Genomic DNA, 14,683 nt, shown 5'->3' on the forward strand with positions numbered 1-14,683 from the left:
GAGTAATTTATGCTAAAAAAGTAGCGCCGACAAAAGCACGGCAAGCGGTGGAAGTAAAGAGTAATCCTGACATACCGTGCTTCACTTTACCAAAACTAAGGAATAAAAAATGGATACTCGTAAAACACTTATCGGATTATTCGTTGTAACTTTAGGGATATTATCGGCTCCCGCGAACGCAAAAGCGATTTCTTTAAGTTATTTAGAAACCGATCAAGCATTTAAAGATTTAAATGTAGATTTGTTGTTTGTTGCCGAGGGTCGGATTGGCAGTAGCAATAACAGCACTTACGAACTCGACCTTCACGATGATACTGGAAGCACTAATTTTGCAGTGCAGCAACAACAGGAATTGACAGGTTCAAATTACTGGCAAAGCGGAAGAGTGGATGCTTTCACTCTGGCTTACGACGCGCTTACAAAGATAGTTACCTACAAGGTCGGAAACCAAACTTTAGCCTACGATTACACATCGAAATTTACTCAAGGCGTCACAGATATCTTCGTCCGCACTAGAGCAAATAACACTAATAGCAGCATGACGGTCAAAGACTTATTGCTGAAGGATGTGTCGGGTACGAAGTCCATCGCCGAAACTTCTAGCGTTTCATGTACCCTGAGTCCTAATTGCACAACCTGGTCTAAGGATGCCAACGGCAATATTTTTGAGGATGTGAAGGGAGGAGTGCAATATCTTCGGATCGGCGACGTATCGGGTAGTTTCAGCCTTACAGGTAATTCAATTATGAGTTGGACGGGAAAAACCCCCACCCAATCCAATCTCGCCTACCAAATCAAAGTTGGGACGACCGATGACTGGAAAAACCAACAGAGCGTTCCAGAACCCAGTGCGACGCTAGGATTGACTTTGGGAGCGATCGCACTCGGCTTAAAAACTCGTCGCCGTCGCCAATCTGTCTAAACAGAAACGGGTCATACTCATCAACGCAGAAGGCTCCTTTAAAATAGCTTTGTGCGTTTTTTTGTCGGAAGTAGCCTGAAACTGAGAGGATAGAAACAGAGTGTTCCTCGAAATCTTTACAAAAAATACCGATCGCGCGTGCAACTCGTTGACTTTACTACCTTAACTGCCACTTGTTCTGAGCTGCGTGCTGAGTGGATACCGGCGCGGCTGGAACAAGTTTATCAGCGCGATCGCTTTACAATTGCTATAGCCCTGCGAACCCTGAAGCGGCGGAGTTGGCTCTCAGTTTCTTGGCATCCGCAAGCGGCGCGTGTTTGCATTGGAGATCCGCCCCCCCGCACGCCAGATACATTTACCTTCAGCGACCAGTTACGGCATCAGTTGGGGGGATTTGCTTTGGTGGCGATAGAAGCGAGTAGCGCTGACGCGAATACACCTTCAGCGATCGCACCTTGGGAACGAGTGATAGATTTACAATTTGCCAGACGCCCTGGAGATCCGGCTATCTGGCACTTGTACGTTGAAATTATGGGCAAATACAGCAACGTCATTCTTACAGGTGCAGACAACCTGATTGTCACCGCCGCCCATCAAGTCAACGCTCAACAATCTAGCGTCCGTCCCATCCTTACCGGACAGCCCTACGAAGCTCCACCCGCCCTCACTGCGACCATCCCGACTTTAAGCGAATCCCAAGAACGCTGGCAAGAACGGCTGAGTTTAATTCCCGCAGCACTGCGGCGTCAGATGCTGAAAAATTACCGGGGTTTGAGTCCAGCGCTGGTTGTCTCAATGGTACAAACCGCCAGTCTAGATCCAGAGCAATCCACCGATAGCCTCAAACAATCCGACTGGGACGCATTATTTCTCCGATGGCAAGAATGGCTGCAAGCAATTTGGCAAAGCCAATCCTCCCAGTCCTCTACTCCTCTTGCTAAGGGCGAGACAGGGGAGGTTTTTCATCCAGGCTGGACACACGAAGGATACAACGTCTTAGGCTGGGGCATCGTTAAGCCCGCTGAATCAATCCAAGAATTACTCAACCGCTACTACACCGATCGACTTAATCAACAGGAATTTAACCAGATTCATCATCAGTTGAGCCAAAAACTCAACAATATTCTGGAAAAATTACGACTGAAGGCGTCTACCTTTACGGAACGCTTGCAGCAATCCGACCAAGCAGACCAATATCGGCAACAGGCAGATTTGCTGATGGCTTACCTTCAGAACTGGGAACCAGGGATGAAGTCAATTGACCTCAATGATTTTGACACCGACAAACCCGTCACCATTCCCCTAGACCCTGAAAAAAATGCCGTCCAAAATGCCCAATCCCTCTACAAGCGAAATCAAAAGCTGAAACGCGCTCGCTCAGCCGTTGAACCGTTACTCAAAGAGGTGCAAGCGGAAATAGACTACTTGGAGCAAGTGGAAGCAACCCTAACTCAGATGGATTCTTACGACGACCCAGAAGATTTACAGACGCTATTAGAAATCCGCGATGAGCTGATACAGCAGCGGTATCTAGAAGATCCGGACAACCGCAGCCGTAGGGGCGAGGAGGGAAGTCACCCTTATCGTTACCAGACGCCCAGCGGCTTTGAGTTATTAATTGGGCGCAATAACCGCCAGAACGACCAGCTAACCTTTCGGATGGCTGGAGACTACGACCTCTGGTTTCACACCCAGGAGATTCCCGGAAGTCATGGGTTGCTGCGCGTCGCTCCGGGGTCTGTCCCTGAAGAAGCCGATTTGCAATTTGCCGCCGATTTAATTTCCTACTATAGCCGCGCCAGACAAAGCGATCGCGTCCCAGTTGTCTATACGGAACCCAAACACGTCTACAAACCCAAGGGTGCCAAACCGGGGCTTGCTATTTATAAGCAGGAGCGCATTATCTGGGGGCGTCCTCAAACAGCAATCAACTATCTAAAGTAAGAATTTTACAAAAAAATGTAAATATTTCTTACTAAAAATGTGTATTTTCTGTTACAGTAAATATTAAAGAAATCTTACGGCTGGCGGTTGGGAACGCGCAGCTTTGGATTTCCTCGGATTAACGACAACAAAAATAAAGATTTTGTTCAACCAGCTGTCGCATCAGCTGGTTTTTTTTAGTAGTCAATAGTCAATAGACCTCTTGCAAAAGTCCCAGAGGCGTGGGACAAGTAGGTTAGAGTTGGGTAGCATTGATGACCTACTTTACAAGTAAAGAGCCTGAGACCAGAAGACTTTAAACGCTTATGTGGTGTACGTCCAGAGACTTTTAACCAGATGCTAGAGATAGTGCGAGCGCTTTCATCAAACCAAACAAAAAACAGGACGACCAGGGAAACTTTGCTTAGAAGACCAATTGTTGATGACATTGGAATATTGGAGAGAATACCGCACCTACTTTCATATTGGCCAAACTTGGGGAGTAAATGAGTCTACAGCTTACCGAATTATCCGAAAAATAGAAGATACACTGGTTAAATCCAGAGCTTTTACTCTTCCTGGTAAGAAAAGACTGGCCAATTCTGATTATCAGTTACAGGTAGTGATTGTGGATGTTACAGAAAGCCCAATTGAACGTCCTAAAAAAAACAAAAAAAGTTCTACAGTGGGAAGAAGAAACAGCATACACTCAAGTCACAATTAGTGGTAGACCAAGCGAATGGTCAAATCATCTGCACCGCTCATGGTAAGGGTAGAGAACATGATTTCTGTATATTTAAAAATAGTAAAGTGAGGTTGAGAGAAAACATCGAGTGTTTAGGAGATAAAGGTTATCAAGGTATTCAAAAATTACATGATAATAGTCGGATTCCCCAGAAAAAACCCAGAGGAGGTAGATTAAGTAATGAGGATAAAAAGAGGAACCAAGAATTAGCCAAAATTAGAGTTTTAGTTGAGCATGTAAATCGCCAGATGAAAATATTTAAAATCTTGTCTCTGACTTATAGAAATCGTCGAAAAAGATTTAGTTTGCGCTTTAATCTGATTGCTGCTCTCTATAATTATGAGCTTCATCTCTCTCAAATCGAATCTTCCTGACCGACTGCGTGCAAGAGGTCTATTGATGCCCATCAACACTGCAACCAACAGCCCTGACTCGCTTCGGAGTGCCTGTGCCAAGCTAAAAGCGCCCCACACTGCTGCTAGTACCACCAGATTTTTTAATTCTTGTGGCAGCGATTTAGACTGCTTGAGCAGCAGACTGAGTAGACCACCTGCACTTAACCCGATCGCTATCCCAATGCCTAACCGTAGCCCCAAGCTTTTCAGCACCAATAACGGGATTGCCGTGCCGACTAAAACCAGTGGCACTTCATGACGACTCAAAATGATGTTGAGGGTGATCACTGCCACGATCGCACCAATGGGATCGATCAAAATCCCCTCGCCCTCCAGAAGTGTTGCGACTCGTTGTTCAACCCCAATCAGCTTCAGCAAAGGAGTCACCACCGTCGGACCCGTGACTACTACTAAGGAGGCGTAGAGAAAGGCGATCGACCAGGGAAACTCATTCAAGAAATGGGCGGCGATCGCGCCGCCGAGAAAGGTCATCAGCACTCCGATGGTCACGAGATTGCGGAGACTCACCGAAACGCTACCTAGATCGCGAATCTGTAAACTTAGCCCTCCCTCAAACAAAATCAGAGCGATCGCTAAAGAAACGATGACTTCTAAACCGCTACCTAGAAGCGAAGGCTCCAGCACGCCTAAGCTGCTGGAACCTAAAAGGATGCCAAAGAGCAGCAGTAAGACAATACTAGGAATCTGAAGCCATCTGGCTAAAACCTGAGCACCAATGCCAACCACTACAGTTGTGCTAATGAGAACCGTAATCAGTAGAGAATCTTCCATTAAAATCAATTTGGCTAAAGTCGGTTGAGCTAAAGATGCCAGGGCGATCGTAGCTGAATTATGTCGATTTTGTTTTGATATCCAAAGGAGTTTGCAATTTGTTCAACGTTCATGCTGTGCAGATTCACTTGAAGCTATTTTTCGAGGAACTGTCCATTGATCTAAAATATCTTTCACTAACACCTCTTTAAGCCAGATTTGCGCGACTACTAAAATTGGTAATCCTAAAAATAATCCCAAAATACCAAAGAACGTTCCAAAGGCAGTCAGCAAAGCAAGGGTTGTTGCAGGCAATAGAGACACTTGGTGTTTCATGATGATGGGCGTGATCAGATTGCCTTCAATTTGCTGAATCAAAAAATATAGCAGCAAAACTTCGATCGCCTTCCAGGGAGAATCTAACAAAGCTAATAGGGCAGGTGGGACAACGCTAGCGATCGCGCCAAGGTAGGGAACAAACGCTGATATGCCTGCAATCAGTCCATTCACCAATGGCAAGGGAACCTGTAGTACAAGCAATCCTATTGTTGAGGCAATGCCAATAAAAGCCATGCTGAGGGCAATTCCACCCAGATAGTTGACTAAACCAATCTCACACTTTGAGAGAATGCTATCTGCTCGTCTGCGATAGAATGCAGGAAATCCTTGAATCAGTAGATTGCGATACTGCTTTGGGTTTGCCAATAACATCAGTGTTAATACTGTTAGAAATAAACTGTTGAGCAGTAGGGATAGAGAGTTAGAAAAAATCTGATAAAAGTGAATGATTGCCCAGTTTGCAACCCGCTGAAGCTGAAGGCTCAAATCGCTTAAGCTAGGAAGATTGTTAATGATTCGACCTGGAATTTGCTCTTGTATCCAGTAGTTGAGATTTGCAACCTGGGCAATTGCGCCTGGAATCAGGTCAATTAGCTGATCGACTTGCTCCATAATTCGAGTAGCGACTAAAATTAAAACCAGTCCTAAAATCATGAGTGCGATCGCCACTGTCAGCGCGATCGCCACCCCTCGTTTAAGTTGAGATTTCTGAAACTGGCGCACGACTCGATTTAGCCCAGTGGCAAAGATCACTGCCATGAAAAACAGCAGCACGATCGATCGAACTTGCCACAGAACATAGAGCGAAATGAGCAGCGAAATTAATCCAACCCAGCGTCCTAATGTCAAAGTTTTGCCTTCCGCTTTCTGAGAAGAAAAACTGCTTAACAATAACAAACAGTCTACTAACGTTCTACCTTTGTTGCTCCAGTTAATACCACCTAATTTGCACAACTTCTGCTACAAGGAAGTTGTTGTAAAATATCTATCTAGTGATAGGTGACAACTCAAAATATACAAACAGCGGTACTTAGTGGTTAATCTCCTTCAAACGGTACACAACTCGAATTAGATTAATTAGTAAACTTCTTGTGAATTAACAAACAAATAAAGAAGACCGCTGATGAATTTTCATTCTCAATATAATTCGGTATTTAGCAGCACTCTGCTTATATTTGGACTTGCAACAGCCGCGATCACACCTTATTTTGTGGGTATCCCTGATTCCGCAATGGCGGCGGCACCTGCGAATACCAGCTTTCCTGACACACAAAATTATTGGGCGCAGCCTTTTATTCAAAACTTAGCAGAGCGCAACATTGTGACGGGCTATCCTGACGACACATACCGTCCAGAAGAACCTGTCGCTCGCGACGAATTTGCTGCAATTTTGCAGAAAGCGTTCTCTCAGAATCTAGAACGGCAGATCGCCAGCGGCAGCGTTTATAAAGACATTCCCCAGGGCTATTGGGCAAGCTCAGCGATTGAAGATGCCTATGAAATGGGATTTATGAAAGGGTATCCGGGTGGAGAGTTTCGCCCGAATCAGCCTGTCACCAGGGTTGAGGTATTGGTTTCGCTGGCCCAAAACCTAAATTTGCCTACAACCACAGCCGACAATAGTAAACCTGTTGCAGCCTCTGCCACACCAGCCCCAGCGCAGGCTACACCTCGTCGGCGTGCTATGAGACCCTTCATGTTTCCCCTTGCCATGACCACGTTGATGCAGCCGTTGATGACAACGCCAGCTAGAGCAACTGTCGCAGCCAACCCTCAAACCGCAAGCAACACTTCACAGCGCCCAGTCTCGCTAGCAGTAAGCGACTACTACCAGGATGCCGCTCAGATTCCTCAGTATGCTGTGGATGATGTTGCGGCAACAACCGCAGCCGGAATTGTTGTTAACTATCCCGATCAACGGGTGTTGAACCCAACCCGACCTGCAACGCGCGGTGAAGTAGCTGCCTTGATTCATCAGGCACTAGTCAGTCAGGGCAAAGTAGCACCAATTGCGGATCAAGCAGCGGCTCAATACGTGGTGCGTGAGCGTTAGGTTAACTCAGTCCGAGCTGCCCACAATTAGCTTAGACGATTCCTCTAGCAGCGAAATATAAAGCCAGTCTAATGGAGAGCCGATATGCAGTCTGTTGAAAGACAATCACTTGAGTCGAAACTAGAAAAAGTGGGTAACGTTTTACGCCTGACAGGGTGGATCGGTCTCTCTGTACATATCCCGATCAACGGGTGTTGAACCCAACCCGACCTGCAACGCGCGGTGAAGTAGCTGCCTTGATTCATCAGGCACTAGTCAGTCAGGGCAAAGCAGCACCAATTGCGGATCAAGCAGCGGCTCAATACGTGGTGCGTGAGCGTTAGGTTAACTCAGCCCGATCTGCCCACAATTAGCTTAGACAATTCCTCTAGCAGCGAAATATAAAGCCAGTCTAATGGAGAGCCGATATGCAGTCTGTTGAAAGACAATCACTTGAGTCGAAACTAGAAAAAGTGGGTAACGTTTTACGCCTGACAGGGTGGATCGGTCTCTCTGTACAAATTGGCTTGGGAGCGATTTCGCTGCTGATGGTCGTATTTGCGATCGCGGGTCGAAATTTTAGTCAGGCGACTGCACTTCCCAGTGGTGTAACTCCTGGTGTTGCAGTGCCAGTGAACCAAGGCGTAACTCCAGGAATTGGAGTCGGGATTTTTTGGGCAGTTTGCGGCATTTTAGCGCTGCTAGCTGGAATTTACCTTGCCTTTCGGCAAACGCGATTGGCAAGGCGGTTGCGTCATGCAGACACACTGAAACACCCAACCAAAGCAGAGGTGATGACCGTGTTGCGTCTGGGTGCGATCGCGGGCTTAGTTGGCATGTTGCTAACGATTCTGGGTGGCGGCGCAACGCTGGGAGTGCTGTTATCGAAATCCATTGCTCAACCCCAAGGCATGGCGATTTATGACCCGACTCGCATGATTCGGTCGATCGACATTATGGTGGCAATGGCAAACATGAGCGGAATTACAGCCCATTTTGTTGGCACTGTTGCTTCGCTTAGCGTGTTTGAATGGCTGCATCGTTGATTTATCGATCGGCTTAGATCTCTTTTACCGATAGTTTGATCCTCCAACCCTTAAAAAACGTTTCGTTGAGATGATGAAAGCTGATGAGACAGCTTCTTGTGCAGGTGCCGCAGGGATGCGGAAAAACAGTCTTAGAAATTGCCAAAGCCTGTGAGGGAACAAACTTGGCGCAGTTTGAAGCGGCTGGAATTGAGCAACCGCTGGATTTGGTGCTTGTTCATATCTCTAATGGCAAAGTCGAAGAACTGCTCGGCAAACTGGAAGACGTACCAGACTTGAGCTTTACGCTGCTGCCAACCGGAATCATGGCTTTGCATCCGCCTGCTGACGCTGCCCCTGATCAGGTGACAAACGTTGAAGAACGCAGCCCGCTCGAAATTTTTCTGTCGGGTTTGCAAAGTACCGGCTCTTGGAAAGGATTTCTCAGCTATGCGGCGATCGCTGGGGTCATAGTTTGGATTGGCTTATATAATAATACGGTTTACCTGCTAGTGGCGGCGATGCTGCTGGCTCCGTTTGCTGGTCCCGCTATGAATACGGCACTGGCAACCGCGAGGGGCGATCGCCAACTCCTTCAGCGCAGTATCATTCGCTATTTTGCTGCCTTGAGCGTCACGATTGCCACCACTGCCTTGCTTAGTTGGATACTTCAGCAGCAGATTCCAACAAATTTGATGATCGATAGCAGCCAAATTTCTACGGTTTCTGTTTTGATTCCGCTGGCGGCGGGAGCGGCGGGAGCACTGACTTTAGTTCAGTCAGATCGCAGCAGTTTGGTGTCGGGAGCCGCAACTGGAATGCTGGTTGCAGCTTCACTCGCTCCACCCGCAGGCATCGTCGGTATGGCAGGTGCGATCGGACGGTGGGATTTAGCCAGCAACGGACTGTTTTTGCTGCTGCTACAACTGGGCGGCATTAACCTGTCTGCTGCTTTGGTGTTTCGCCTGTTTGGACTCTCGACGCAGGGATCGCGCTATCAGCGGGGCAAGCGCGGCGTGTTTCCGATCTCGGTGGGGATCAGTGCGATCGTGCTGACAGGTTTACTGATCTGGCAATTTTCTAGCTCACCTGACTTAGAACGATCGAGTCGCGCACAGCGGGCAAATGCCCAATTGCAGCAGGTGGTGAAGCAAAATGATTCGGTTCAACTGGTCGAGGCAAATGTTCGATTTACCAGAGCTAACATTCAGGGGCAAAATACGTTGCTCTGTGTCGTGTATGTGCAGCGTCAGACAGAGGCAACGCGATCGGCTGAACAAATTCGGGCTGATCTGACTCAATCCCTTCAAAGTCGCCTATTGAAAGACTTTAATGCCACACCGCTCGTTGATGTCATTGTGCTAGAAGCGCCTGACGCTAAATCGTAGGATTAAACCGTTCTGATGCAGCAATTCGATCCTCCTGAACAAGCTATAGAACACGAGCAACAGCAGATTCTGCAACACAAACAAAGTCCGCCTGCGCGGACTCTTAAAACCCGCGTAGGCGGACTACCCTCCCTTGAAGGCTAAAGCCTGACGGCATGAACGCGCCTACGTTTTTGTAGCCGCGATTACGAACATCGCCAAGTATTTTTGCAAGAGGTCTAATGACTACACAGGACTTACGCAAAGCTTATACATATAGCGTTTTTTCGGGTTCAATCCCCTTGTGGTTGCGGTGGCAGATGTGGTGATATATGCGTAAGTCCTGACTACAGCAATTCAAGGGTTGGGTGCAACACATCTGTAGGGGCATGGCAATCAAAAAGTCCCTACTGAACGTTAGAACCGCAATATCAGGACTTACGCAAAGCTTATACATATAGCGTTTTTTGGGGTTCAATCCCCTGTGGTTGCCCCTAGATGTGGTAATGTTGCGTAAGTCCTGATATATTCTACCCAACTCTTGAAACGCTATATTAACTAGAATGTAAACGTGGTGCGGATAGTGCCGATCACAATATCATCGTTACGATTATTGTGGTCGGGAGCGGTGAGCCAGATAACCCCAGGCGTGATGGCGATATTGTCCGTTACTTGATACTGGTAGAAGGCTTCAATGTGCAGTGAAGTATCGTCATCTTCTCCCACTGGCGGGATGGGGATGCCTGCTGCGGTTAATGCGCCGACTGCGCCGGGATTGATATCGATGGTTGAGCCAGTGACTTTCGGCTCCATGCCAACGATAATGCCCGCCAAGTTGCCTTGTTTACCCAAATCCGGGAAGGCTAGGGTGACAGCCCAGTTCCAGATGTCAACTTTGCCACGATCAATGAGTCCTCCTAAGGTGGAGAGGTTGCGCGTGTTGGTGTAGCCAACCCAGCCACCCAAAACAAAGCGATCGCTCAGTTGCCAAGATAACTCCACACCGTAGGAATTGCTGACTAAGGGGAGATTGGTGCTAAATCCTAAGTTAGTTATACCACCGCCTACCGAACTACCGTCAATATCGGTATCGAAGAAGCGGGCAAGTCCGCCCTGGAAATTAGCGAGATTGCTGCCAGTGCCGGTGTCATTGTTGTTGTAGGAATGAATGTAGGTCAAACCCAGCTTCAAGCGATCGCTTGGCTTGATCAGTAGCTGTGCCAAGGCACCGTAAGGGCCATTGAACAAACCACCATTTTCTTCCGGGTTGGCGGCGTCACCCGCTAAATAGCCTAAGCTGAGTTCAAAGCGATCGCCCAACTGCTGCCTTAGTCCAACTCCAGCACCTTCCGCCAGGTAATAAATCGGGGGGCGCGTTCCAAAAGTAGATAGTGCCCCAGTGGTACCATCACCGTCAAGGAAGTTGACGGTATCGGTAAAGTCATCCGCCGCACCTGCATTTGCTGCAACCACCACTTCTGTTCTCTCACCGAGGGGGAAAGCGTAAAGAAACGCATCCACGAAAACATCATTGTCAGTCGCACCTGAGAAAAACAAGTTGCCTTCTGGTGTCAGGGTGCGTTCGGTGAGAGAACCCAGTCCTTCCGCTTGCAGTCGCGTTCTCAGTAAGTCTTTCCCGGTGAAGCTGGTTTCAAAATTCAACCGGGTGCGATGACCAAAAATCGTTACATTGTCGATGTCTTCGCCAGTGGCATCTTCTCCAGTGAAAATCCCTGCCAGGGCAAAAACTGCTTCTCCCTGTAGTTTGGTGGTGGTAGAAAATTGATGGCTTTCCAGAAAAGCGGTGCGACCTTCTAAATTATCGATCCGCGTCCGCAATGTCGCCAGTTCCGCACCAAATTCATCAATCAGTCGCTGTAATGTGGTTAAATCCGCTTTGGTGACGAAATCTGCCGAACTGGCAGCAATCAATTTCTCGATTTGTTGCAGACAAGCATTCAATCCGGCGGCAAATTCATACCGGCTGAGTGCCCGGTTGCCGCGAAAGGTGCCATCGGGATATCCTGCAATACAACCGTAACGTTCGACAAGCGATCGCAGCGCTTCATACGCCCAGTCTGTCGGTTCTACGTCTTGCAGTTGGGAAACATTCGTCACTTGTTCCAGGGAACTATCCGCACCCTCTGGATTGCTGTAAACATCGATTTGTTCTAAAACGTCGGCATCAGCAGTCACCGATCTCGGCGCGATCGCTGGGATTTCAGCTAAATCAGCCACTGTTGACTGATTCGGCGTCATTACCACCGATGCTGGTGTTTCTATCTTGACAGCAGATGCTTCCATCAGCTCAGAAGGGGTGGTAATCGGCGCGGTGTCGGTAGCTGCCGTATTTGATACCAATTCTTCAGTTTTTTGATGTAACGTTTGAGATTCCTCTTTATCCTCCTCGATCGCGGGAGTTGGGGCGATCGCTTCCTCTATTGGGTTCTCCTTCACTTCCATCACCGCTGGGGTTGCAGTTGCGAATGCTTCAGCATCCATTCCCAGCATTGCACCGAACACGGCTGGGCTTACCAGCAGCGCATTCCACAGGCTTTTAAATTTCATTTCTCACTCCTCACACCCTTTCCATGTTTTCAGCAATTTTCACTGCTGTACTGCTTAGCAAGGGCAATCTATTGACAATTTTGCTAACTTATTTTGCTCATAAGTTGCCCTTTTCAACTGAAAATTCTCAGTTGCTAATGAGAATCTTTACTCTTAAACACACTCATTTACAATCCCCCCTCATGGCATTTACCTATCAAAACTCAGCCATCCGCAGCAACATCATACTAAAATGAGACTTATTCTCATATAGTAAAATAAGACTCATTCTCAAAATAAAGATTGACACTTCCACTGTCAATCAGGAGATAAACCGTGACGCGCCCTAAAATCCGACATCATTCACGCTTTGCCCTGTCCCTATTGCTGCTGTCCGTGTTAGCTGCCACTGGGTGTAGCTCATCCAATCCCTCATCCCCACAGCAGAGTGCTTCGCCGCAGCCGCCAGTAGGGACGCAGAATACGGAGTCTCCACGGGTGGTGGCGACGTTTTTGCCGATATATTGGTTTACATCGGCAGTTGCGGGTGACAAAGCGCAGATAGAAGTTTTGGTGCCACCCGGTTCAGAAGTGCATGAGTATCAAGCGACACCCGCAAACGTGCAAGCGATCGCCCAAGCAGATGTGCTGGTAAAAAACGGCTTAGGCTTGGAAGAATTTCTCCAAGAAACGATAAAAAATTCTGGAAACGCCCAGCTCAAAGAAATTGATAGCAGTAAAGGCATGAACGCCTTAGAAGACGCCTCACCTGTAGTGAATGGTCAAGATGCCACTAGCGAAGAAGACCATAACCACGCAGAAGCCAATCCTCACGTTTGGCTCGATCCAGTCCGAGCAAAACAGCAAGTAGAGAATATTCGGGATGGTTTAATTGCAGCCAATCCTGAGAACAAAGCGACTTATCAAGCAAACGCCACCGCCTACATTCAGCAACTGGAAGCGCTAGACAAAGAATTTCAGCAGCGTCTGCAACCCTATCGCGGTTGTACTTATGTCACCTTCCACGACGCCTATCCTTACATTGCTCAGCGCTACCAGCTTAAGCAAGTTGCAGTGGTTCAGATTCCCGAAGATAACCTTTCCCCCGCTGACATCCAAAAGGCGGTCGGGGCAGTGAAAAAGTACAATGTTAAAGCGCTGCTTGGCGAACCAGGAACTGACAATAAATTGCTCAAAAGTCTCTCCACCGACTTGAAATTAACCCTGCGAACCATCGATCCTCTGGAAAATGGCCCCTTGAATCCGGAGCATTATTTCACTGCGATGAAGCAAAATCTGCAAACCCTGGAAGCTGCCTGCAAGTAGACGTGAGAAACTCTGACGCCCCTAATTCCCCATCTCCAATTCTGAAAGTTGACGGCTTAACTGTCTCCCTAGGCAGTTATCTGGCGCTTCGGGATGTCTCTTTTGAATTGCTACCCGGCACTGATACGGCAGTAGTTGGCCCTAATGGTGCCGGTAAAAGTACGCTGGTGCAAGCAATTCTGGGATTAATTCCGCGAAGTGCCGGAAAAGTAGAAATTTTTGACCGTCCAGTTGAACGTTTGGGGCGTTGGTGTCACTGGTTAGGCTATATGCCGCAAAATTTTATCTTTGACCGGAGTTTTCCGATTTCTGTTGCCGAATTGGTGGGGTTGGGATGGGTGAAGAAACACGAGTCAGGAAAACTCAAAACTCAAAACTTTTTGTCATTCTGGCGACAAGATGAAAAAAAATTAGAAGCGATCGCATTTGCCCTGAAACGAGTAGATGCCTATCACCTGCGCCGTCAATCTATCGGCACCCTGAGTGGCGGGCAACTAAAGCGAGTTTTGCTTGCATATTGTCTGGTCATGCCTCGTCAACTTCTAGTGCTGGATGAAGCGTTTGCCGGTGTGGATGTGCAGGGTGCAGCAGATTTTTATGCTTTGCTGAATGAACTCAAACGCGAGGAAAATTGGACGGTGTTGCAAGTTTCCCACGATATTGACATGGTAAGTCGCCACTGCGATCGCGTTCTCTGCCTCAATCAAACGGTAGTCTGCACTGGCACCCCGGAAATTGCCCTTTCTCCCCAAAACTTGCTAGCTACTTATGGCCCAAGCTTCAGTCGCTATCATCATCACCACTAAAACAATTAAAAATGCTTGCATTAAAAATGCCAGATATTTTTAATTGGCTTCATCCAAATGTTCTGCAACAGAGCGATAGAGGTCTAAAACGTGATTATCTTGAAGGCTATAGAAGACCTTGCGCCCACGCTTGCGGTAGCTGACCAGTCGCAGGGCGCGTAAGGCTCTCAACTGATGGGAAACCGCTGATTCGCTCATTTCCAGCGCTGCTGCCAAGTCACAGACACACAGTTCTTTTAGTGCCAAAACTGATAGAATCCGCAGGCGGTTGGCGTCTCCTAAGAGACTGAAGAACTCTGCCATGCGCTGGGACTTCTCGGTGCTGAGAATCTGAGTTTGCAATTGGTGAGCGTTATCTATGTCAACTGGGTGTGGCGGATTACAATTTAAATTTTCTGTTTTCTGAAGGTCGCTATTTACAGCTTCATCAGATGAAAGTTGCACTGACATTTCTCAAACTATAGCTAGATACTCTTATCGTAACT

The 14,683-nt window shown here is 47.7% G+C and carries 12 protein-coding genes and 2 pseudogenes; 10 read left to right on the top strand and 4 right to left on the bottom strand.

Going from position 1 to position 14,683, the window contains the following annotated elements:
• Positions 1-109 precede the first annotated feature (109 nt).
• From AC2VDX_RS17580 to AC2VDX_RS17590, 3 genes and pseudogenes are all read left to right on the top strand, one after another.
• Complete coding sequence (locus tag AC2VDX_RS17580; protein ID WP_378183845.1) at positions 110-922, top strand: PEP-CTERM sorting domain-containing protein; 813 nt, start codon at positions 110-112, stop codon at positions 920-922.
• 138 nt (positions 923-1,060) lie between these two features.
• Entirely contained in the window at positions 1,061-2,866 is a 1,806-nt protein-coding gene (locus tag AC2VDX_RS17585; protein ID WP_378183847.1) for an Rqc2 family fibronectin-binding protein, read from the top strand.
• Between the two features lie 279 nt (positions 2,867-3,145).
• Positions 3,146-3,964, top strand: a pseudogene (locus AC2VDX_RS17590) (IS5 family transposase).
• Between the two features lie 84 nt (positions 3,965-4,048).
• Here the strand turns inward: AC2VDX_RS17590 and AC2VDX_RS17595 are convergent.
• Both AC2VDX_RS17595 and AC2VDX_RS17600 read right to left on the bottom strand, forming a co-directional pair.
• Positions 4,049-4,777, bottom strand: a pseudogene (locus AC2VDX_RS17595) (cation:proton antiporter domain-containing protein); the annotation flags it as partial.
• A 102-nt stretch (positions 4,778-4,879) separates the two neighbouring features.
• The gene (locus AC2VDX_RS17600) at positions 4,880-5,944 is read right to left on the bottom strand and encodes an AI-2E family transporter (RefSeq protein WP_378183849.1); all 1,065 of its coding nucleotides are present in this window, start codon (positions 5,942-5,944) and stop codon (positions 4,880-4,882) included.
• 274 nt (positions 5,945-6,218) lie between these two features.
• Between AC2VDX_RS17600 and AC2VDX_RS17605 the strand changes: the two genes are divergently transcribed.
• From AC2VDX_RS17605 to AC2VDX_RS17625, 5 genes are all read left to right on the top strand, one after another.
• Positions 6,219-7,148 carry an S-layer homology domain-containing protein gene (locus AC2VDX_RS17605; RefSeq protein ID WP_378183851.1) on the top strand — a complete coding sequence of 310 codons (930 nt, stop codon included), beginning with the start codon at positions 6,219-6,221 and terminating at the stop codon, positions 7,146-7,148.
• 155 nt (positions 7,149-7,303) lie between these two features.
• Complete coding sequence (locus tag AC2VDX_RS17610; protein WP_378183853.1) at positions 7,304-7,471, top strand: hypothetical protein; 168 nt, start codon at positions 7,304-7,306, stop codon at positions 7,469-7,471.
• 84 nt (positions 7,472-7,555) lie between these two features.
• A complete protein-coding gene (locus tag AC2VDX_RS17615; RefSeq protein WP_378183855.1) occupies positions 7,556-8,173 on the top strand; it encodes a DUF3611 family protein in 618 nt (205 codons plus the stop codon).
• A gap of 83 nt (positions 8,174-8,256) precedes the next feature.
• Positions 8,257-9,540, top strand: coding sequence for a DUF389 domain-containing protein (locus AC2VDX_RS17620; protein WP_378183857.1), 1,284 nt, complete (start codon positions 8,257-8,259; stop codon positions 9,538-9,540).
• Positions 9,541-9,555: 15 nt separating this feature from the next.
• Positions 9,556-9,684 (top strand): hypothetical protein, encoded by a 129-nt coding sequence (locus AC2VDX_RS17625; RefSeq protein WP_378183859.1) that lies wholly within the window; start codon positions 9,556-9,558, stop codon positions 9,682-9,684.
• A gap of 393 nt (positions 9,685-10,077) precedes the next feature.
• On the opposite strand, the gene AC2VDX_RS17630 is transcribed toward AC2VDX_RS17625, so the two are convergent.
• Positions 10,078-12,087 carry an iron uptake porin gene (locus tag AC2VDX_RS17630; RefSeq protein ID WP_378183861.1) on the bottom strand — a complete coding sequence of 670 codons (2,010 nt, stop codon included), beginning with the start codon at positions 12,085-12,087 and terminating at the stop codon, positions 10,078-10,080.
• 315 nt (positions 12,088-12,402) lie between these two features.
• On the opposite strand from AC2VDX_RS17630, the gene AC2VDX_RS17635 reads away from it, so the two are divergent.
• Together AC2VDX_RS17635 and AC2VDX_RS17640 are read left to right on the top strand one after the other, a co-directional pair.
• Complete coding sequence (locus AC2VDX_RS17635) at positions 12,403-13,392, top strand: metal ABC transporter solute-binding protein, Zn/Mn family (protein ID WP_378183863.1); 990 nt, start codon at positions 12,403-12,405, stop codon at positions 13,390-13,392.
• A gap of 2 nt (positions 13,393-13,394) precedes the next feature.
• Entirely contained in the window at positions 13,395-14,198 is an 804-nt protein-coding gene (locus AC2VDX_RS17640; protein ID WP_378183865.1) for a metal ABC transporter ATP-binding protein, read from the top strand.
• A gap of 39 nt (positions 14,199-14,237) precedes the next feature.
• On the opposite strand, the gene AC2VDX_RS17645 is transcribed toward AC2VDX_RS17640, so the two are convergent.
• Complete coding sequence (locus AC2VDX_RS17645; protein WP_378183867.1) at positions 14,238-14,648, bottom strand: ArsR/SmtB family transcription factor; 411 nt, start codon at positions 14,646-14,648, stop codon at positions 14,238-14,240.
• Between the last annotated feature and the right edge of the window lie 35 nt (positions 14,649-14,683).

Source organism: Coleofasciculus sp. H7-1 (assembly GCF_057473865.1).